The sequence below is a fragment of the Parabacteroides sp. CAG:2 genome, assembly GCF_000436315.1.
GTDB lineage: Bacteria > Bacteroidota > Bacteroidia > Bacteroidales > Tannerellaceae > Parabacteroides > Parabacteroides distasonis.
Window position 1 is genome coordinate 39,298 of the sequence record NZ_FR885320.1, and the last position, 20,846, is coordinate 60,143.

At 47.1% G+C, this 20,846-nt stretch carries 19 protein-coding genes; 6 read left to right on the forward strand and 13 right to left on the reverse strand.

Features of this window, described 5'->3' with window-relative positions:
* Nucleotides 1–44: 44 nt before the first annotated feature.
* Nucleotides 45–1,364: a sensor histidine kinase gene (locus tag QVP94_RS14040; protein WP_022192850.1), complete on the reverse strand. Its 1,320-nt coding sequence runs from the start codon at nucleotides 1,362–1,364 to the stop codon at nucleotides 45–47.
* Nucleotides 1,354–2,703: a sigma-54-dependent transcriptional regulator gene (locus QVP94_RS14045; protein WP_022192851.1), complete on the reverse strand. Its 1,350-nt coding sequence runs from the start codon at nucleotides 2,701–2,703 to the stop codon at nucleotides 1,354–1,356. Before QVP94_RS14045 ends, QVP94_RS14040 begins: the two co-directional genes overlap by 11 nt.
* Before the next feature lie 86 nt (nucleotides 2,704–2,789).
* Here QVP94_RS14045 and QVP94_RS14050 point away from each other — a divergent pair, with 86 nt between their 5' ends.
* Entirely contained in the window at nucleotides 2,790–4,187 is a 1,398-nt protein-coding gene (locus tag QVP94_RS14050) for an MFS transporter (protein ID WP_005856339.1), read from the forward strand.
* Nucleotides 4,188–4,192: 5 nt separating this feature from the next.
* Here QVP94_RS14050 and QVP94_RS14055 read toward each other — a convergent pair whose 3' ends face one another.
* Nucleotides 4,193–5,539: an MATE family efflux transporter gene (locus QVP94_RS14055; protein ID WP_022192852.1), complete on the reverse strand. Its 1,347-nt coding sequence runs from the start codon at nucleotides 5,537–5,539 to the stop codon at nucleotides 4,193–4,195.
* Nucleotides 5,540–5,858: 319 nt separating this feature from the next.
* Between QVP94_RS14055 and QVP94_RS14060 the strand changes: the two genes are divergently transcribed.
* From QVP94_RS14060 to QVP94_RS14070, 3 genes are all read left to right on the forward strand, one after another.
* Complete coding sequence (locus tag QVP94_RS14060) at nucleotides 5,859–6,422, forward strand: Crp/Fnr family transcriptional regulator (RefSeq protein ID WP_008780459.1); 564 nt, start codon at nucleotides 5,859–5,861, stop codon at nucleotides 6,420–6,422.
* Nucleotides 6,423–6,507: 85 nt separating this feature from the next.
* Nucleotides 6,508–7,371: an MATE family efflux transporter gene (locus QVP94_RS14065; RefSeq protein WP_022192853.1), complete on the forward strand. Its 864-nt coding sequence runs from the start codon at nucleotides 6,508–6,510 to the stop codon at nucleotides 7,369–7,371.
* Complete coding sequence (locus QVP94_RS14070) at nucleotides 7,322–7,888, forward strand: MATE family efflux transporter (protein WP_229055254.1); 567 nt, start codon at nucleotides 7,322–7,324, stop codon at nucleotides 7,886–7,888. The genes QVP94_RS14065 and QVP94_RS14070 overlap by 50 nt, the downstream gene beginning before the upstream one ends.
* 22 nt (nucleotides 7,889–7,910) lie before the next feature.
* Here the strand turns inward: QVP94_RS14070 and QVP94_RS14075 are convergent, their stop codons facing one another.
* The 6 genes from QVP94_RS14075 to QVP94_RS14100 all read right to left on the reverse strand — a co-directional run bounded on the left by QVP94_RS14075 (nucleotide 7,911) and on the right by QVP94_RS14100 (nucleotide 13,585).
* Nucleotides 7,911–8,684 (reverse strand): prephenate dehydrogenase, encoded by a 774-nt coding sequence (locus tag QVP94_RS14075; protein WP_022192855.1) that lies wholly within the window; start codon nucleotides 8,682–8,684, stop codon nucleotides 7,911–7,913.
* Between the two features lie 8 nt (nucleotides 8,685–8,692).
* Complete coding sequence (locus tag QVP94_RS14080) at nucleotides 8,693–9,763, reverse strand: bifunctional 3-deoxy-7-phosphoheptulonate synthase/chorismate mutase type II (RefSeq protein ID WP_005868246.1); 1,071 nt, start codon at nucleotides 9,761–9,763, stop codon at nucleotides 8,693–8,695.
* A 34-nt stretch (nucleotides 9,764–9,797) separates the two neighbouring features.
* A complete protein-coding gene (locus QVP94_RS14085) occupies nucleotides 9,798–10,976 on the reverse strand; it encodes a pyridoxal phosphate-dependent aminotransferase (protein ID WP_022192856.1) in 1,179 nt (392 codons plus the stop codon).
* Nucleotides 10,951–11,796 (reverse strand): prephenate dehydratase, encoded by an 846-nt coding sequence (locus tag QVP94_RS14090; RefSeq protein WP_005856371.1) that lies wholly within the window; start codon nucleotides 11,794–11,796, stop codon nucleotides 10,951–10,953. The genes QVP94_RS14085 and QVP94_RS14090 overlap by 26 nt, the downstream gene beginning before the upstream one ends.
* Before the next feature lie 275 nt (nucleotides 11,797–12,071).
* Nucleotides 12,072–12,908 (reverse strand): helix-turn-helix domain-containing protein, encoded by an 837-nt coding sequence (locus QVP94_RS14095; protein WP_005868251.1) that lies wholly within the window; start codon nucleotides 12,906–12,908, stop codon nucleotides 12,072–12,074.
* Nucleotides 12,909–13,003: 95 nt separating this feature from the next.
* A complete protein-coding gene (locus QVP94_RS14100) occupies nucleotides 13,004–13,585 on the reverse strand; it encodes an HdeD family acid-resistance protein (protein ID WP_005856375.1) in 582 nt (193 codons plus the stop codon).
* A 159-nt stretch (nucleotides 13,586–13,744) separates the two neighbouring features.
* On the opposite strand from QVP94_RS14100, the gene QVP94_RS14105 reads away from it, so the two are divergent.
* Nucleotides 13,745–14,149 carry a lipocalin-like domain-containing protein gene (locus QVP94_RS14105; protein WP_008771908.1) on the forward strand — a complete coding sequence of 135 codons (405 nt, stop codon included), beginning with the start codon at nucleotides 13,745–13,747 and terminating at the stop codon, nucleotides 14,147–14,149.
* Between the two features lie 124 nt (nucleotides 14,150–14,273).
* On the opposite strand, the gene ybaK is transcribed toward QVP94_RS14105, so the two are convergent.
* Both ybaK and QVP94_RS14115 read right to left on the reverse strand, forming a co-directional pair.
* On the reverse strand, nucleotides 14,274–14,756 hold the full coding sequence (ybaK, locus tag QVP94_RS14110; RefSeq protein WP_005856380.1) for a Cys-tRNA(Pro) deacylase: 483 nt from the start codon (nucleotides 14,754–14,756) through the stop codon (nucleotides 14,274–14,276).
* 3 nt (nucleotides 14,757–14,759) lie between these two features.
* Nucleotides 14,760–16,886 carry a Tex family protein gene (locus tag QVP94_RS14115; protein WP_022192858.1) on the reverse strand — a complete coding sequence of 709 codons (2,127 nt, stop codon included), beginning with the start codon at nucleotides 16,884–16,886 and terminating at the stop codon, nucleotides 14,760–14,762.
* Between the two features lie 152 nt (nucleotides 16,887–17,038).
* Here QVP94_RS14115 and QVP94_RS14120 point away from each other — a divergent pair, with 152 nt between their 5' ends.
* Nucleotides 17,039–18,547, forward strand: a complete 1,509-nt coding sequence (locus QVP94_RS14120; protein WP_022192859.1) for a sensor histidine kinase — start codon at nucleotides 17,039–17,041, stop codon at nucleotides 18,545–18,547.
* Between the two features lie 22 nt (nucleotides 18,548–18,569).
* Here QVP94_RS14120 and QVP94_RS14125 read toward each other — a convergent pair whose 3' ends face one another.
* Together QVP94_RS14125 and QVP94_RS14130 are read right to left on the reverse strand one after the other, a co-directional pair.
* Nucleotides 18,570–19,928, reverse strand: coding sequence for an ATP-binding cassette domain-containing protein (locus QVP94_RS14125; RefSeq protein WP_022192860.1), 1,359 nt, complete (start codon nucleotides 19,926–19,928; stop codon nucleotides 18,570–18,572).
* Nucleotides 19,925–20,833 carry a substrate-binding domain-containing protein gene (locus QVP94_RS14130; protein ID WP_022192861.1) on the reverse strand — a complete coding sequence of 303 codons (909 nt, stop codon included), beginning with the start codon at nucleotides 20,831–20,833 and terminating at the stop codon, nucleotides 19,925–19,927. The genes QVP94_RS14125 and QVP94_RS14130 overlap by 4 nt, the downstream gene beginning before the upstream one ends.
* Between the last annotated feature and the right edge of the window lie 13 nt (nucleotides 20,834–20,846).

Sequence of the window (20,846 nt, forward strand, 5' to 3'; positions counted from 1 at the left end):
CCGCCCGGCCGCGTGTCCGCGTTTATGCGGATACGGTAAACGAGCTACGGGAATGTCAACACGAAGGTAGTCTGCCGTTGGGCCGGGTTGCTTCTCAACGCAATGCTGCCGCCGGACAAGCGCATGATCTGCCGTGAGATGGACAGCCCGATACCGCTTCCGCCTTCTTTCGTGGTGAAGAACGGCACGAATATATGCTCGGCTTCCTCGGGGGGGATGATAGGGCCGTTGTTCGTCACTTCTAGGATAACGGCCTCGTTGGGGTCGCAATACGCCTTGAACAAGATAAGCCCGTTTTCTTGCTCGTGCCCGATCGCTTGCATGGCGTTCTTCAAGAGGTTCAAGACTACTTGCGTGATCAGGTTCTCGTCGGCGTAGACGATCAAGTCCTCCGGTTCCACGTCGATACGAATGGTTATGTTCGGGTAGTTATTGTGATGACGGGCCAACCGCGTGAGCCGTTCGGCGAACTTATTGACGTAGAATAAAGAGGGCTGAGGAGTCGGTATATGCGTAAACTTACGGTACGACTCGACGAACGCGATCAAGCTCTTCCCGGTAGAGCTGATTACCTCCAAACCGCCTCGTATCTCCTCGTCAATATTCTGATGGAGGGAAAGCAAGGTGTCGCTCAAGGAGGTGATAGGGGTGACGGAGTTCATGATCTCATGGGTCAAGACCCGTGTCAGCCGTATCCATGACTCGATCTCCTTATCGTCCAGCTCGCTGTTGATATCATTGATCGCGATGATGCGGACGTGTTTCTCTTGGAGCGTCATCTCGGAGACACGGACCGAGAGATGTACCGTGCCACGCTCGTTGATAAAAGAGATCTGATGTTTCTCGCCGGGACGAACGTCGCTGATGAGGCGCTCTAGATTCTCGTCGATGCGTCCGAGCTGGCGGGCATGGGTAAAGACCGTCAATCCCAGCAGTCGCAAGGCCTCGTTGTTGGTCTGGAAAATATTGCCCTTATCATCTTCTACGATGATACCCGTATTCACTTGGTTCATGATCAACTCGTAATATTTCTCTTTCTGGATCGCCTCGGCTTTCGCTTGAAAAAGTATCTGGGTGATGCGGTTTAAGGACTCGCTAACCAGCTTGTCGTTGGAGGAACGCCCCCGGGTAGCGTATTTGAAGGCGTAATCGCTATTGTCGATCGCGTCGAACATGAAGGCTACCTTTTGTGCGTTCCGCTTGAACAAAAGGCTGATGCCCCGCAAGGCAGCCATCCATCCGATGCCTAAGAACAGGAACCATCCCCATTCTTCCACCAAGGCCAAGTAGGTGAGTGCCGCCGTCAGCCCGATAGCGAGGGCGAGGCGGAAGGTGAGGCTGTAATAAATACCTTTAAAGTTCATACCGCTTGATCTTATTGTAAAGCGTTTGCCGTGAGATTCCCAACTGGTTCGCCACGAGCGAGAGATTGCCGCCGAATTTATCCATGGCGGCCTTGATCATTGTATACTCCATTTCCTCGAGCGTAGTGATGTCATTCTTGACGGGCGCCTCCCGCTTACGGGGGAAATCGAAATTGCCGCCATCTAAAGTATCACCGTCGGCGATGATAATCGCTTTCTCCACGGTATGTTCCAGTTCGCGGATATTACCCAGCCAAGGTTGGGCTTTCAGCTTTTCTTTGGCGTCGTCGGTAAGGGTCATGGGCTTTTTACCGTAGATGTTGGTATATTTCGTGATGAATATCTCGGTAAGCGGTACGATATCCTCCGGCCGCTCCCTCAAGGGCGGGATCTCTACGTGTATCGTATTGATACGATACAGCAAGTCCTCGCGGAATTGCTCTTTCTGTACCATCTCCTGCAAGTCCCGGTTCGTGGCGCAGATCAAGCGGATATTGATGGGGATCGGGGTATTGCTACCTACCCGTACGATGCTCCGGCGTTGCAAGGCGGTCAATAATTTGGCTTGCAAATGATAAGATAGGTTCCCGATCTCATCGAGGAACAAGCTTCCGTTGTTCGCTACCTCGAACTTACCGGGGCGATCCGTCCGGGCGTCGGTGAAGGCCCCTTTTACGTGTCCGAATAGCTCGCTCTCGAACAGCGTCTCCGTGATAGCGCCCATATCCACCGGTACCATGGCCTCATCCTTACGGGGGGATAGCAGGTGTATTTCCCGGGCCAGCATTTCCTTACCGGTTCCGTTCTCTCCCGTGATTAATATATTGGCGTCTGTCTTGGCTACTTTCTCTATCAGCATCCGTAGTTGCTGCATGGCGTTGCTGTCTCCCCAGAACATACCGCTTTCCTTGGATACCAACTGCTTGTTGCCGGCACCGCCTTTATGATTGGCCGAGCGGATTTGGTAAGCGGCTTGCAAGGTTTCCAATAATTTCGCGTTGTCCCAAGGCTTTACCACGAAATCGGTGGCTCCTTCCTTGATTCCTCGTACCGCCAGATCGATGTCGGCGTAGGCGGTAAAGAGAACGACTTGTATCGAGGGATAAGCCTTCTTGATCTCGGAGAGCCAGAACAGCCCCTCGTTGCCGCTGTTTATACCGGCGCTGAAATTCATGTCGAGCAATACGACATCCACGTTCTCGTCGTGCAGCGTGTTTTTTATCTTGTTCGGGGTAGAGATGGTGATAACCTTCTCGAAGCAAGTTCCTAACAGCATTTGTACGGCGGTCAGGATACCTTTATTATCATCCACAACTAGTATAGTGCCTTGTTTTGCCATGTCATGTCCATTTATACGGGCAAAGATACTCGATCTGGTCGATACTTCCTAAACCAGATACACCCTATTTCTGTTTCATATACCGTATGGATAAAGAAATAACGAATATAAATGGTCAGACGGGAGGGAATATCCCGGATGGCTTGCCAATCCCTAGCCGTTATTGGGCGATCCTAGCGATTGGGCTTGGTGTTACCGTGTCGGTGTTGGATGGGGCGATCGCAAACGTGGCTTTACCTACGATTGCCGGCGATCTCCATACGAGTCCGTCTGCTTCTATATGGGTGGTGAACGCTTATCAGTTGGCGATCACGATTTCTTTGCTGTCGTTATCGTCGATGGGAGAGATCTGGGGGTATCGGAAGGTGTATACGATCGGGTTGCTGTTATTTAGCTGTACCTCTTTGGCCTGCGCTTTATCCGATTCTTTGTTTACGCTGATTATCGCCCGTACGCTACAAGGTTTTGGCGCCGCTGCCATAGCGAGCGTGAATACGGCCTTGATCCGTATTATTTATCCCAAACGTTTTCTGGGGCGAGGTATGGGGATTAATGCCTTGGTGGTATCCGTATCGGCCGCCGCTGGTCCTACGATAGCCGCCGGTATATTGTCCGTGGGGAACTGGCCTTGGTTGTTCGCTATAAATATCCCGATAGGTATTACCGCTTTGATATTGAGCTTTAAGTTCTTGCCGCAAAATCCGGTGAAGGCTGTCGGACGTAAGTTTGATGTTACGGCGGCACTCATGAACGCATTGACATTCGGTTTGGTGATAGCGATTATCGAGGCGTTCACGCATGATGTACATATCTCATTGATAATAGCGGCGATTGTTATCGTATTGTTCTGTGGGTATTTCTATATCCGGAGAGAGGAACGGCAGGCCTATCCATTATTGCCGATAGACTTGCTGCGTATTCCTCTTTTTACCCTTTCTATCATTACGTCTGTGTTTTCTTTCATCGCTCAGATGCTGGCTATGGTCTCTTTCCCGTTTTTCTTGCAGCGGGTACTGGGACGCGATGAGGTGGCGACCGGCTTATTATTGACTCCTTGGCCTTTGGCGACAATGGTGTGCGCCCCTTTGGCCGGGATCTTGTCGGAGAAAATGAATGCCGGGGTCTTGAGTGGTATCGGGTTGATTATCTTCTCGGGAGGGTTGTTCTCGTTGGCGGAATTACCGGCGCATCCTTCCGATCTGGATATTATCTGGCGCATGGCGCTTTGCGGTTGTGGCTTCGGGTTGTTCCAGACTCCTAACAATAGCCTCATGATCGGGGCCGCTCCGGAAAGTAGGAGTGGAGGGGCTAGTGGCATGTTGGGTACGGCCCGTTTGCTGGGACAAACTTGCGGGGCTTCGCTGGTAGCCTTGATGTTTAAGTTATTTCCCGGCCATAGCATGCCCGCGGCGTTATGGCTGGGAAGTGTGTTGGCCTTGATCGGGGCGGTTATTAGTTTCTCCCGGATCAATCGTAAGGCTTGATCGGATTAGGCGAGATGCGATTTTACCTGCATTTTCGCCCGGTATCCCAGCAGGCATACGGAGCATAAGAAGCCTAATGGGTAAGCCATCCAAATCCCGGCGATACCCCAATGGAACGTGAATCCCAATAGATATCCGGCAGGTATGGCTATGATGAAATAAGCGAGAAACGAGATCCACATAATCGCTTTCACGTCGGCTAGCCCTCGTAAGGAGTTCGCTAAAATGATTTGTGCGCTGTCTCCTATTTGATAGAGCATCAATATGGGGAGTAGTGTCTTCACGATTGCGTTGACATGAAGATTATCCGTAAATATTAATCCAAGCCAGGATTGGGTCATGAATAAAGTGGTGCAGACAATACAAACGACAATAAGCCCCAGATGAAGCCCGGCAATGGTGATCTTACGCACCATATACCAGTCGTTCGCCCCTTTATAATAACTGGTACGAATCGCTACGGCGGCTCCAAGACCTAAATAGATGGTAAAACTGATCGTTGATATGGTAATGGCTATTTGATGGGCGGCAAGCTCAAGGCTACCCAGCCAACCCACCATGATGGCGGTGACGCAGAATGTTCCCGCTTCCAAGCCTTGTTGTAGACTGATCGGCCAGCCTATGGAATTCAGCCTTCTCCAACTCTGCTTATTGATACGAATATGGGTGAAACCTTTCCGGTAAGGCTTATAGTCGGTTCGCAGCATGAATACGGCGATGAAAAGCAATAGCATGATGATACGCGAGATAAAGGTGCTTATACCTGCCCCAAGCAGTCCGAGTTCCGGCATTCCGCATTTTCCGTAAATGAGGATATAGTTGCCGATAATATTCAATAGATTTCCTGTCAACAAGACCCACATGGATATGGATGAGTTGGCTATGCCTTCCACGAATTGACGGAATGAATTATAAAGCATTACGAATAGGATCGAGACTAATGAGACCGCGAAATAAGGTCTTATCAATGGCAAGAGTTCTTCGGGTTGGCCTAAAGAGTCTAGGTTTAGGTAAATCCCCAGTAAGACGGCTATCAATAATAAGGTGGTAGTCATATTGGCAACCAGACTGTTTTTGAGCCAGCCTCCGATCACGATCTTTTTATTCATCGCTAAATTTTGTCCGATCAGCGGGGTAAGATTATAGGAGAATCCGGTTCCCATTATGATAAATGCGTTTATTACATTATTGACGAACGATGCCGCCGCTAGTTCCTCCGTACTGTGTTGTCCCACCATGATGGTGTCTGCCAATCCGGTGATGATAGCCCCCAATTGTCCAATGATGATAGGTACCCCTAACATTACTAAGGATTTATAATATTGTTTGTAACCCGCTATTCTATTGTACATATGTATTGTTCTGTTATTAATGATGGTGTAAAAATCCTTGATCGTATGTGCCGGATATACGATAGAGTTGTTCTAAATGAAAATGTAAAGATAAATTAGAAGGAATAGGGTGCGGATACAGTAGAACCTCTCGTAGTCCAATGGACGAACAAGATGCTTTTAGTCGTAAAAAAATAATATTCGAATTTACAGCTCATACCTCTTCTTAGATTTAGCGGTGCAAAATTACGTAAAATCACTGGAATCCGCAAACCTTCAAAATTACCTTTGTTTTTGGGATCGTACTTTTTTTATATCTTTACGGTTATAAGATAAATGAATGATTATGGATCAGTTCGTAGAACAATTAAGGCAGGTGTCTCCTTTATCAGATGAGATCGTGGGGCAGCTGTTGGAAGAAATGAAAGAGGTTTCTTTTGCTAAGGGAGAATTATCGATTCGGGAGGGAGAAAGAGATCCGTTCGTTTGGTTCGTGAAAACCGGATTGGTCCGGGCTTTCGTGGAGCGTGAGGGGAAAGATATCTCGTTATGGTTCGCCTCAGATAGCGAGGTGATCAATTTTGTTTATCGGAATATCTCCGCCTATAATGTTCAAATGGTGGAGAATACGACATTATTGAGAATACCGAAAACGAAATTGGATTACCTATGCCGGAGCTCCCTTGAGTTGGCCAATTGGGGGTTGAAAATACAAGATTACTATCTTCGGGAATATGAGAACTATTTTATAAACGATAGTTGGATGGAAGCTCGTGAACAATATGAGTCATTGCTGAAAACCCGTCCGGACTTGATCTTGAAACTACCCTTGAAACATATCGCCTCCTATTTACAGATAACCCCACAGTCATTGAGCCGTATCCGTGCTTCCGTAAAAAAATAGGGAAAAGTCATTATTTATCATAGGGTAATTTTTCTTGTTTTCAATAGCCATATCTTCGCGTCGTTAAAAACGTGAAGTGGATAATATGAAAATGAGTGGAGAAAAGGCGATCCATCGCCAAAAGTTGGAGCGTGGTTTACTAACCCAAAAGATTTCAAGACTATTTCTGAAATATACGATACCGGGAGTAGCCGGCCTATTATTCCTCGGGATTCAGTCGGTGATTGATGGTGTGATATTAGGGCGGTTTGTCGGGGCGAACGCTTTGGCCAGCGTGAATCTGATCTTACCTTGCTATAGTTTGATGACGGCTTTGTCTATCGTGATAGGAGTAGGGTGCCAGACCTTGATCGGTATAAACCTCGGACGTTTGGATCGGCAAGAGGCGAATAACGCTATAACTACCTCGTTCTTGTTTCTTGGAGGAATATCCGTTTTGATTAGCGGGTTGATTTATATATTCGCCGGAGATATTGCCCGTATGTTAGGTGCGAATGACGTATTGGTTACGGGAGCCGTGGATTATATTCGTTCCTTTGTCCCGTTTTTCCCTTTATTATCATTGATGTTCTTAGGAGATTATATGATTAAGGCGATGGGGCATCCGCTTTATGCCATGATCGTAATGGGAAGTACGGTGTTGATTAATATCGGTCTGGATCTTTTGTTTATCCCGGTAATGGGTTTAGGGATTAAGGGGGGCGGGATTGGCTACAGGTTTGGCCTTTACCTTGGGAGCGCTGTTCAATATTCCCCGGATGTTCCAGCGAGGGCAAGTCGTAGCGGTACAAAGAGGACGTTTCCGTTGGCCTTTGGTCTGGAATGCGTTATACAATGGCTCTTCGGAAGGAATATCCGAGCTATCTGCCGGAATCACGATTTTTTTGTTCAATATAACGATGATGCGATATTTAGGAGAGGATGGAGTCGCCGCCTTTACGGCGATTAACTATATCTTGTTTATCGCCACCACGGTATTCTTAGGGATATCCGATGGAATTATACCGATTATCAGTTATAATTTCGGGGCGGGAAGATTGGACCGGATCGAGAAAGTGCTGAGATTAGCAGGGCGTGTTAATTTTATGATAGGTATAACGTTATTCGCCATCTTATTCTTTTTCGGGCAACAGATCACGTCCTTTTTCTTTAAGGGAGGAGAGGCTTTGGACGCTTTGGCGATCGCTAATTACGGCATAACGATTTATTGCTTCACCTTCTTGATAAGTGGGCTGAATATATTGGCCTCCAGTTATTTCACGGCTATCGGCAACGCTAAGCTGTCGGTTGTTATCTCTATGCTGCGTAGCTTGGTATTCGTAACCTTTGGTATTATCGTTTATCCTTCTTTATTCGGCATCCAAAGTATTTGGTATAATGTACCGGTGGCGGAGTTGTGTACGTTATTTATCTCCTTTATGTTGGTAAGGAGAGAACTTTTAAAAGAGGCCGTGCTGAAAAATTAATCAGCACAACCCTCTTAATTTCTTATTCGATATTCTTCCGTATCTTCGTCAGATACTCTTTCATCTTCTCGGAATCCTTATCCTTGATGATTTCTTGCAGGATATGCAATTCCTCTTGTATCCGCTCGATTTGGCGAGGGGTACGGGGGTTGAAAAGGATCTCGGTCAATAGATAATCGTCCTCGGACAGAAGGCCGCGGGCGATTTTCATATGGCGTTTGAACGTCGTACCCGGAGCGTCCTGATGCTTCATCGTAGCGGCAAATACCATAGTGGAGGCGAAAGGGATACCTAGTGAGTAGGCTACCACTTTATCGTGCTCCTCGAACGTGTATTCGCAGATATGCAAGCGGAGGCTGGAATAAATATCCTTGAAGAAGATCTTGCCCAGATGATCGCCCTCGGAGATAATAATCGTATTCTCTTTCTCCAGTTGTCCCAGATTAGCGAATGTAGGTCCGAACATCGGGTGAGTGGAGACATACGGGAAACCGCATGTCTCATAAAACTCCTTCAAATAAGTCTTCACGGAAGCTATATCGGAAATGATGCAATACGGTTGCAAGTAAGGCATTACGGCCTTGAAAGCCTCTATCGTGTAACTTAACGTCACGCAGTTGATGACCAACTCGGGATTGAAATCCTTAACCTCTTCCGGGCTTTGTAGGCGAAGGGCATTATAGATAAAACGCATACGTTTCGGATCTTTCTCCAATACGGCTACCTCATGATCAAAACTAAGCAGGTCAGTAAAGAAAGAACCCATCTTTCCTGCGCCTAAAATCAATATTTTCATCTTATAAATTATTGTTCGTTCATGATAATCATTTGCTGGCGCACGGATTCCTCATGGATCTCCTTCAAGATCTCCTTTACAAAGTCCGGGCTCAGGTCCATTTGCTCACCCATGCTGGAGCGCTTCTCTAAGATCTCGCTGTAACGGGGAGACTGTAAGATCGGCATGTTGTGCTCTTTCTTATAAACGCCGATCTCCTTGGAGATACGCATACGTTTAGCCAAAAGCTCCAATAATTGCTCGTCGATACCATCGATCTGGCGGCGAAGAGCGGTCAGGTTCTCGGTAGTCTGGTTTACGTCACGGATCACCAATAGGTTCAATACGTAATCCAATACATCCGGGGTGATTTGCTGGGAAGCGTCGCTCCATGCGCAATCCGGGTTACAATGAGACTCTACGATCAAGCCGTCGAAACTCAAGTCCATCGCTTGCTGGCAAAGTGGGGCTACCAACTCACGCTTACCACCAATGTGACTAGGATCACAGAAAATAGGCAGGTCCGGCATACGGCGGCGAAGCTCGATAGGAATATGCCACAACGGAAGGTTACGGTAGATCTTCTTGTCGTATGAGCTGAAACCTCTATGGATAGCACCCAAACGATGAATGCCCGCTCCGTACAAACGCTCGAACGCTCCGATCCACAACTCCAAATCCGGGTTAACCGGGTTCTTGATCAATACAGGTACATCAACCCCTTTTAACGCATCGGCGATCTCTTGGACAGCGAATGGATTTACCGTCGTACGTGCTCCGATCCAAAGGATATCGATACCGGCTTTCAATGCCTCGAATACATGATCTTTAGTAGCGACCTCGGTAGATACCAGCATGCCGGTCTCTTTTTTCACTTTCTTCAACCAAGCCAATCCCTCGGCTCCGATGCCCTCGAATCCACCCGGTTTCGTACGAGGCTTCCAAATACCCGCACGGAATATCTTAACGCCTCTGGAGGCTAATCCTTGGGCTGTTTCTAACACTTGCTCTTCTGTCTCGGCGCTACAAGGGCCTGCGATTACGATAGGACGTTGTGTGTCAACTCCCGGTAATGCTAACGGTTCAATCTTCATTTCCATCTTTGTGATCTATATTTTAATTTTCAATTTTCAGTTATAAATTCTCAATTCTCTTCAAGGCTTCTTCTAAAGTCTCGTTCTTGCAGCAAAGGGAGATACGGATATAACGCTCGCCACGGCTACCGAAGATAAATCCCGGCGTAAGGAATACGTTTGCCTCGTATAGCACCTTGTTGGCGATTGCCTCGCCGCTCTCGGCGGAGTCGGGGATACGTCCCCAAAGGAACATACCTACTTGGTTCTCGTCGTACTCGCATCCCAAGGTACGCATGATTTGTCCGGCAAGGTCCCGGCGGCTACGATAGACACGGTTCATGTTATCGTACCACTCTTTCTTTGCGCTTAGGGCCTCTACCGCCGCATATTGCATCGGCTTGAACTGCCCGGAGTCGATATTGCTTTTTACCTTCAGTATCCATTGGACGAATTGGGCGTTGGAAGCCAGCATCGCCATACGCCAACCCGGCATATTATGAGCCTTACTCATGGAGTTCATCTCTATACAGATCTCTTTGGCTCCCGGTATGCTTAAGATACTTAGCGGATGCTCATTCAAGATGAAGCTATAGGGGTTATCATTACATATAATAATACCGTGCTTCCGGCCGAAGGCCACCAGTTTCTCGTATAGCTCTACGCTAGCGTTCGCCCCTGTGGGCATATTCGGGTAATTGGTCCACATCAGCTTTACGTTGGAGAGATCCATTTTCTCCAGTTCCTCGAAATCCGGTTGCCATCCCAGTTCCTCTTTCAGCTCGTAAGGGATCAAACGGGCCTCTACCAGTTTGCTGACGGAACTATATGTCGGATATCCCGGGTTCGGAACCAGTACGCCATCCTCCGGATTCAAGAATGCCAGCGAGATATGCAAGATACCTTCTTTGGAGCCGATGAGTGGTTGGATCTCTGTTTTCGGGTCCAAGTCTACGTTATACCACGTCTTGTACCAATCGGCGAATCCCTTACGCAGTTCCGGTATGCCCACGTACGGCTGATAACCGTGCTCGTTCGCTTTGCGGGCATGTTCACACAACGTCTCGATGGTCTGTTCCGAAGGTGGAAGGTCGGGGCTGCCTACGCCAAGGTTAATGACGTTCTTGCCTGCGGCGTTCATCTCGGCTACTTCCTTCAGCTTCTTGGAGAAGTAGTATTCCTGTACGCTACCTACACGGTTAGCGGGTGTAATATTACACGCTTTGTTTTCCTTCTGCATATTCGCCTAATATTTTTAAGTCTTTTGTTAATGGTCTGATAGCGTCCAACGCTTGTTTGTAACGGGTGAAATCCGTGAAAGTAAGATCAATGTAGAACAAGTATTCCCATTCACGCCCGATAATAGGCAAGGATTGTATTTTAGAGAGATTCATGTCGTAAAAAGAGAGAACGGAGAGGACTTTGGAAAGGCTGCCGGAAGTGTGGGGAAGAGCGAATACGAGAGAGGATTTGTTTTTATCGGTTCCTCGAAGCATCTCATCCGCCGTCCAACGGTCCGCTATAGCGAGGAAGCGGGTGAAATTCCGTTTGTTAGTCTCGATCCCCTCGGCAAGGACTTCCATCTTGTAGATCTGGGCGGCCAGTTTCCCGCATATCGCCGCATGTCCTTTCAGTTGGTTCTCCGAGATCCACCGGGCACTCATGGCGGTATCTTCTTTCTCTACCACCTTGGCGTTGGGCAGAGTATCGAGGAAATCGGTACATTGCATCAACGCTATCGGATGGGAGTTGACCTCTGTTACCTCGTGTATCGAGGTTCCCGGAAGCGCTACTAAGGAATGGGAGATACGTAGCTTATACTCGCCGGTAACACTCAGCCCGCTCTCACGGATCAGCTCATGGTTTTGAAGGAGGCTTCCCGCTATCGTATTCTCGATGGCCATCATGCCTAGTACGGACGGGTCTTTCTTGATCGTCGTGATAACATCCCGAAACGTATTGCAAGGGATGATTTCTATTTCTTCACCTTCATGATAATTACGGGCGGCGATGTCGTGATACGAACCGGCTATTCCCTGTATTGCTACTTTCTTTTTCATCTTGTTTCTCTATTTTTACTCTAAACTGTTACAAACAAAAAAAGTCCCACCGAAACCGGCAGGACTTTATATTTTATTGATATTTATATTCAATCATCAACGCTTTACATACAAACTCCTGCCCTTACTCTGCTAAAGTAAAAGTAATAAAAGTAATATGTAAAGCTAAATCGATTCATTGTCTGTTTGTTTTTAAATACGCAGCAAAAGTAACGCTTTTTTGGAAACTACAAGCAAAAAGTGATATTTTTTTTCTGTTACATTTAATTTTTATCTTAACTGTTTCTGAACTTCTGTGGAGATACGCCTACGTACCGTTTAAAGTACTTACCGAAAAAGGATACATTCGGGAAGTTCAAGGAGTAAGATATCTCTTGGATAGTCAAGTCCGTAGCCATCAATTGCGATTTTGCGTCCATGATTATCATATCGGCTATGATATCGGATACGGAACGTCCTGTCTTTTGCTTGATGATCATGCAGAGGTGCTGGGGAGAAATACTTAGTTGGCTGGCGTAAAAAGCCGTTTGTCGCTTTGAGGTATAATTCTTCATCACCAGTTGGATGAATTTCTTGTGGATCTCGTCGCTACGGGTCGTTATCTTGTTAGGCCATGATTTTCCTTGATACAAATCACTGATCCCATGGATCATGGTAAGCAGGATATGTTTCACCATCTCCCTGTTTATGGATTTCTCTTTCGCTTGTACCCGCTCTAGCAAATGGAAATAATCGTTAATGAAGTCCGCCCGGTCCTCACTCAGTGATATGATCGGATTCTCGTAGATAGTAGGTAAGGCGCTCATCGTAGACTTTATCATGTTCACGCAGTCCATGAACTCGGATGAGAATCCTATAAAGGAAAGGCGGAAACTCTCTTTCTGCTCACAGAACTGAATAATGCTTCCCGGCATCAAGGTGATGAAATCATTCGGTTTCAAAGTGTACTCTGTCAAGTTGATGGATGCCCTTAAATTTCCTTCAACGCATAAAGCGAAAATACCTGCTTTTAACCGGCAAGTCTGCTTGTAAAAGTTTAAGATTGCCTCGGTAATGTCGTTTCCTACGACATAATCCCGGGGCAAATCTAATTGTGGTAAGTTTGCGTTCATCCGTTAATTTATTAATGATTGAACACAAAAATAATAAAAGTGGTGTTGAGTTACTGGATAATTTAAAAATAGACCAATTAATCCTTGAATCAGACTTATTCCGCTTGTGCTTCCTTATTTCTTTTATGCAGGCTTTTCAGTTCGAAGGATAGCATGACACGGAATATACCTATTATTAATAAGGCATAAGCGATCATGTAAACCAACGTGAAAGCCCCTAGGGCGGGTTGCCAGATAACACCGATGGAGCAAAGGATAGCCAAGATACCGAAGACCATGTACCAACCCCAGTTCCGTGTACCGTATCGTTTCAGGTCCATCGAGTAACCGGTAGCCGAGAAGCCTCTGAACATAAGCCAGAATGCCAAGACAAACGGAAGCACCTCCATGCTAAGTCCCGGGCTTGCCATCAAGAATATACCTAAGATCAAGTCGATAATACCTCCGGCCAAATACCATCCCCAACTGCTGATACCCTTTTTGTTCGCCAAGGCGAAAGCGATCTCGAACAAGCCGCTTACGAACATAGAGACGCTGAATAAGATACTAAGCGCTACGTAGCTCGCCAATGGCGCGAACATTAAATAAATAGCGACGATGATGTAAAGCAGTCCGACCAATAGTGATAACCACCAATTCTTGACCGCATAATCCATTTTATCAATAAATGTTTTCATATTGGATAATATTTGTATTGTAATTACCCAATTAACAAAGGGAAGGAAGAAAAAGTTCTGGGTATTTGTGGCTAGGATATCCTTAAAAACTTTGTCCTTTGGAAATTAATTCTTTTCTTTGACGTTTCAAATCAATATAGGTATATAAGTACGAGGATTATGATGAAAAATTTGATAGCGATAACTTGTTTTGTCGTGGCGTTGGTGTCTTGTAATAAGGTGGAACATAAGCTGGAAGGGAAATGGCAATTGAAAACCGTAGAGGCGAATGGGGTGGTCCAGACGGTGGATACGGTTTGGTATAACTTCCAGACCTCTTTGTTCGAGTACCAATTATATGACCCAGCAAAGGACGTATATCGTACGAATTTCGGTTATAAGACGTTGGAGGGAGATACGAGACTGGATCTGGAGTTGGTCAACTATGGAGGTACACCTTTGGAACAATTCATGCGTTATACGGATTGGACCTCACCTAAACAAACTTTCACGATCGAGCAGTCATCTGTGACGAATCTGGTAATGAGCTGCGAAGGAAGAACGTATACGTTTAAGAAATTCTAAGATATCATGTGCTGTTTGATCTCAGTCCCTCATAAGGAGTACTCCAGTACTCCCTAGGAAGTACTGCGATACTCTTTGCGGAGTACTGGAGTACTTCTTACGAAGTACTCTCAGCGATGTTAGATCATGCGATCAAATCCGCTTCTATAGCTTGTGCCACCTTGATTAAATCGGCGGGGGCTATCTGTATCTGCAAGCCTCGTTGTCCGGCGCTTACATAGATCTTATCGAAGCCGGATGCCGTAGGATGGATATATGTAGGGAAATGCTTTTTCATGCCGATAGGCGAGCATCCTCCCCGGATATAACCGGTAAGCGGTAACAACTCTTTCACGGGGATCATCTCACATTTCTTGTTCCCGGATACCTTGGCCGCCTTTTTCAAGTCCACCTCGTCCGCTCCGGGGATCACGCATACGAAATAACCGCTCTTATCGCCATGTAAGATCAAGGTCTTGAATACTTGGGCGATATCTTCCCCTAGCTGCTCCGCTACATGCGTAGCGCTCAGATCATTCTCGTCTACTTCATAAGGCACGAGCTGGTAGGCGATCTTAGCCTTGTCCAGCAGGCGCGCCACGTTTGTCTTATTAATCTTCTCTTTCATCGTTTAGATCCCTTTCATGGATAATTGAACACGTTTTCTGGATAGGTCTACGCTTAGAACCTTCACCTTGACATGCTGATGGATGGAGACCACTTGGGTAGGATCGCTTACGAAACGATCCGCCAGCTCGGAGATATGGACAAGCCCGTTTTCCTTGATTCCTACATCGACGAAACAACCGAAGTTGGTGATGTTGGTCACGATACCGGGCAATACTTGCCCTTCTTTCAAATCCTCGATCGTTTTCACCGTAGGATCGAACGCGAATACTTGGATCGTTTGGCGGGGATCACGGCCCGGTTTATCCAGTTCCTCCATGATATCAAGCAAGGTAGGCATCCCGACCTTATCCGTAAGGTAGTCCGTTAGTTTTAGTTTCTTTTTAAGCGCTTTGTCGGTGATCAGGTCGGCTACCGAGCATTTTAGGTCCTTGGCCATCCGTTCGACGATCGGGTAGCTCTCGGGGTGTACGGCCGAGTTGTCCAACGGGTTCTTTCCGTCGGGTATCCGTAGAAATCCAGCGCTTTGTTCGAAAGCCTTCTCTCCCATACGGGGGACTTTCATCAGTTCTTTCCGGGAAGTGAAGGGTCCGTGCTCCACCCGGTAATTCACGATGTTTTGCGCTAGCGTAGGGCCTAATCCCGAGATGTAAGTCAGCAAATGCTTGCTCGCCGTATTCACGTTTACACCTACTAAATTCACGCAACTCTCCACGGTTTGATCCAGACTCTTTTTCAAGGCGTTTTGCTCTACGTCATGCTGGTATTGGCCGACACCGATACTCTTCGGGTCGATCTTGACCAACTCGGCCAAAGGGTCCATCAGCCGGCGACCGATGCTGACAGCTCCGCGTACCGTGACGTCGTATTCGGGAAACTCCTCCCTAGCGATCTTGGACGCGGAGTAGATAGAGGCTCCGTTCTCGCTGACTACGAACACTTGTACCTTGCGGTCGTATCGTATATTCGTGATGAACTGCTCGGTCTCACGGCTGGCCGTACCATTACCGATGGCAATGGCATCTATGGCGTAAGTGGCTACTAACTGGGCGACCTTAGCGGCGGCTTTGCCCTTCTCGTTCTGGGGCGGATGCGGGAAGATCGCCTCGTTATGCAGTAAATTCCCCTGCGCATCCAGACAGACCAACTTACATCCGGTACGGTAGCCGGGGTCTACGCCTAATACCCGTTTTTGTCCCAAAGGGGGGGCGAGCAGCAATTGCCGGAGGTTCTCGGCAAATACCCGGATCGCCTCCTCATCGGCTTTCGCCTTGCTCTGGTTGGAGAACTCCGTCTCGATAGAGGGCTTCAGCAGGCGTTTGAAAGAATCGTCGACAGCTGTAGCCACTTGCTCGGAAACCTCTCCACGACCTTTTACGAAACGCCGGTTCAAGCGATCCAGACAAGATTCCGCGTCGGGAGAGATACTTACACGAAGGATACCTTCCGCCTCTCCCCGTCGGAGAGCCAATAAGCGATGGGAACTGGCCCGGTTCAAAGGCTCGCTGAAATCAAAGTAATCCCGGTATTTAGCGCCTTCCTCTTCTTTCCCCTTGATCACTTTGGATGTGATCATGGCGGTATGAGCGAAAGAGTTACGTACGGTATTACGTGCCGATTCGTTCTCGTTAATCCATTCGGCGATAATGTCCCGTGCCCCTTGCAAGGCTTCTTCGGCGTTTTTCACTTCCCCCTTGATAAAACTCTTGATGCGTGCGGATAGGTTATTCTCGTTTTGCATCATAACGATCTTAGCCAAGGGTTCCAGTCCTTTCCGGCGTGCGATCTCCGCCTTGGTGACCCGTTTCGGTTTGTAAGGGAGATATAAATCCTCGATCTCGGTGCTATCCCAAGACTCCTCGATGCGTTTCCGGAGCTCGGGAGTAAGTTTCCCTTGCTCTTCTATCGTGGCGAGGATCGTTTCCTTTCGTTTGCTCAGTTCCGTCAGTTTATCCAGTTGATCTTTGATGGCACCGATTTGCACCTCGTCCAGTCCTCCGGTCACCTCTTTCCGGTAACGACTTATAAAAGGTATGGTAGCGCCTTCGTTCAAGAGCCCGATTGTCCGTTCCACTTGTCCTTCCGGAATTTGTAGAAAACGGGCTATAAGCGTGTGAAATACGTTTGTCATATCTAGTTTTCTTAGAATTGGAGTACAAATATACGGTTTTGCTTATATTTTCGGTCGGGATGCTCACTTCTTGGGCTTATTATTTGTATCTTTCATTAATTTTCAAGAATTTTACGGCCGGAATATTCAAGCCTTTGATTAAAAAAATCAACATGGAAGTTAATACTACGGAGAACAAAACTTTGGAACAGGATTATAGGGATTTAGCAGGATTGTTATCTAATATCGTGGACTCGTTGCCCATCTACTTTTTCGTGAAGGATACGGGTGATAATTTCAGGTACGTGTACTCCAGCCCTTTGATGAACCAACTTTACGGACGATATCATAATGATGTGGTCGGGAAAACAGATTTTGACCTATTTCTAGATCCGGTCGTCGCCCAATCTTTCAGGGATATGGACGAGGAGGTGGTGAAAACGGGTAAGATGCAGCGTTTCGTGGAGCAAATGATCGATCCGAAAGGTATCTTGCGTACTATGGATACGATGAAACTGCTAGCGCCCCGTGAGGATAAGCCTCCTTATTTAGTAGGGATTTCATGGGATATTACAAAGCAAAGGCAGGTCGAGGAGGAGTTGCATAGTTATAATAAGCGCTTGGCGCTCGCTTGTCAAGCGGGTAAGATCTACCCGTGGCTTTGGGATCTGGTAAACGGTACGGCGGAGCTTTCCTTGGAAGAAAACGGCCAGATCAAGCATGTGCAGATCACCCACGCTAGTTTTACGGAGAAGATCCATCCGGATTACCGGAAGGTCTATGAGAATATTACAACCGCTTTCATGCGGGGCGAGATCGATTCCATGCGATTCAGTTTCCCTTGTCGTTATTTCTCGGATGAGTATGTATGGCTGGAGAAGATCGGTGAGGTCTATGAGGCCGATCCGGACGGCAAACCGATCCGCTCGATCGGAATCCTTCGGGATATGACCGTCGATAAACGGCACGAGGCGGATGTACAGGCCAAGCGTTTGGCGGAAGAGAGCGACCGGATGAAGTCCGCTTTTATCGCTAACATGAGCCATGAGATACGTACCCCTTTAAATGCCATCGTCGGCTTTTCTACCTTATTGGCGGAGAGTGACGATGAGGAGGAAAAAAAGGAATATCTGAGGATCATAGAGAGTAGCAATGAGTTTTTGTTGCAGTTGATCGGTGATATCTTGGATATCTCGAAGATCGAGTCCGGAAAGATGGAGTTTATTTATACGACCCTGCGTTTGAGTGAGATATTCGCTCCCCAGCAGCAAGCTTTCGCCTTGAGAGTGGCCCCGGGTGTAAAGGTTATCTTTGAGTCGGACGGTAATGACTATTGTATTGTGTCGGAGAAGACCCGTTTGACTCAGGTTTTGACCAATTTCCTTTCCAACGCCGTGAAGTTCACCAGCTCGGGTTCTATACGGTTTGGTTATCGTTTGACCGATGATGGTATCTATGTCTACGTAACGGATACGGGTATGGGAATCAGTAAGGAGTCTCAAGCGAGCATATTCAATCGTTTCGTGAAATTGAACAGCTTTAAGCAAGGAACAGGATTAGGTCTTTCTATCTGCAAGACGATTATTGAGAAGTTGAAAGGTAAAATCGGGGTTGAGTCGGAGGAGGGAAAGGGCTCTACATTCTGGTTTACGATACCTTGCCAACCGATGAAAGTGAAATAAGACATTCAAGTTTGGTTGGAATTTATAGGTAAATCACCTCATCCGCCAACAACCGAATCTCATCCGGATTATGTGACGTGAAAAGAATGATCCGTTCTTCTTTCATTTGCTTTTCTCGTATTCGTTCTATAATACGATGGCTTAAGGCTTCATCCAAGCCTTTGAACGGCTCGTCCATCAAAAGGAGAGGAGAAGGGTATGCCAATGCCCTAGCTATAGCGATACGTTGTTGCTGTCCGTAACTAAGCTCTTTAGGATATCGGTTCCCGAAGGGCTCCATTTCCATTTCCTGTAAGTGTTTTTGGGCAATTCGCCGGGCTTTCTCCTCCGTGAGAAAAGAGGAGAGGGGGAGGATGATATTTTCTTCTGCGGTTAGATGGGGCAGGAGTTGCGGTTGTTGGAATATGGTGGCGATTCCAAAGTGTCTTGTGGGATGTATCTCTCCTTCCGTAGGCAATAAGATATCTCCGATTAGGTTTAATAACGTTGTTTTTCCTTTGCCTGAAGGTGCGCTAATTCCATAAATAATCCCTTTTTGAAAGGAATGGGAAAAGTGCTGTATGCCGTATTGGTAACTTATATCTTTCGTGTCTAAAACTGATAATGTAGGGGTGGGGATGGTCTGATCCTCATTTGCGAAAGATATTTTAGGGGTGATATCAGCGACTTTGCTAATTCCTTTGTCAAAAAAGAAACTGATGAATACCGCCACGATTGTCCAAGCGAGCAGCTCAGGGACAGCGATAAAGTTTTGCGCCCTTTTCATCTCGCTTCCGATTCCGAATGCGCATTGCGACAAGACTTCTCCCATAATGATCGCACGCCAGCCGAATCCGGCGGCGGAGGCAAGTCCGCTATATAAGAATGGCTTTAGCTGCGGATAGATGATCTGGAATAAGACATTGGAACGTCTTATATGGAATTGACGTGCCATAATGGATAAACCCGGACGTAGATCGAGGATTCCCCGTGTCAGATTCTCTGTTAGTAGCGGGAACATGGTGAGGAAGGCGATCATCAAAGGGATACTTTCCGGATTTAGGAATATAAGCGCCAAAAGTATGAAGGATATGACCGGGATCGAGCGCATGATGGCAAGCAGAGGTCTGAATAATTCATACACCCACTCAAAACGGGCGAATAACCCGGCCATCCCTATCGCACAAACGAATGAGATCGACATGCCTAAGATTCCCCGGAGTATAGTCGCTCCGACCGACTGATAGAAACTACTGGAGACGAGCCATTCGCAAAGTGTCCGTACGAGCCGGGGAAGTGAAGGTATCAGCTCCGGTTGGTTGGCTATAACGGCGAATAGTTGCCATCCCGCCAAGAGGATAGCGGTAGCGACTATTGTAGTGATTGTTTTTCGCAATCTCATTGTTTTTCGGGGATAAATCCGGCATCGGGAAGCCTCCCGCCGACGGCCTTGGGTTCATACTGTTCGATGAGACGCAGGAAATCCATGACGGCGTTTTTCGCCTCGATAGCCGATAAATAATGGATTTTACACCGCTCGATACTCTCAGGAGTTAAGGCCCCTTGGGCGAAGATTCCATGTTCTTCCAAAGAATGGATGGTCTCTTTCGGATATCGTACGGCTTTTTGGCAGGAGGCTCGTAAGGCATCCTCAAAAGCGATACGATATTTCTCCATCGTCGGGGTGTATACGACCGCTGTTTGGGCGAATCCGAGGGTATCGTTGTCTGTAAAATGATTCAAGTCCGCAGTTATTCGTAAGCTGCTGTCTTTCTGTAAAGCGATGCTTAGAAACGGTTCCCCGAGCACGGCACGATTTACTTTTCCGGCTAAGATGCCTTGGGTGATTTCCCCGGCGGTATTGAAGGCGTAATTCAAAGGATAATCTAATCGTTGGCGGCCGAGATAGTACCGGGTAAGGATATCGGGAGTCGTACCGTTGCCGAATACATACAATGCCGGTTCTTTCAAGGGAGTTTTCTCAACGAGGTAAAGGGTTCCCCAGATCGGGCACCCCGCTAGTTTGATCTTGATCCCTTTATTGTACAAGTTCGCCGCATTGATCATGGGGAGTACGGCTATGTCGGTCTCCTGCTTGATCAGTAAGGCTTGCGCCAGATCGGGCGAGTCTACCACTTTTACTTGTACTTTCTTGTTATCTATAATTGGAGGATTCTCAAGCCAATCGGCGAATGCGATAACGGATGGACCACGAAGTACCGAAACCTTGATTACGGTATCTTCCGTTTGTGCGTGCCGGCAACCGGAGCAACAAAGTATGAATAGTAGAAAAATGTATTTAATCATATCTAGACCTCTA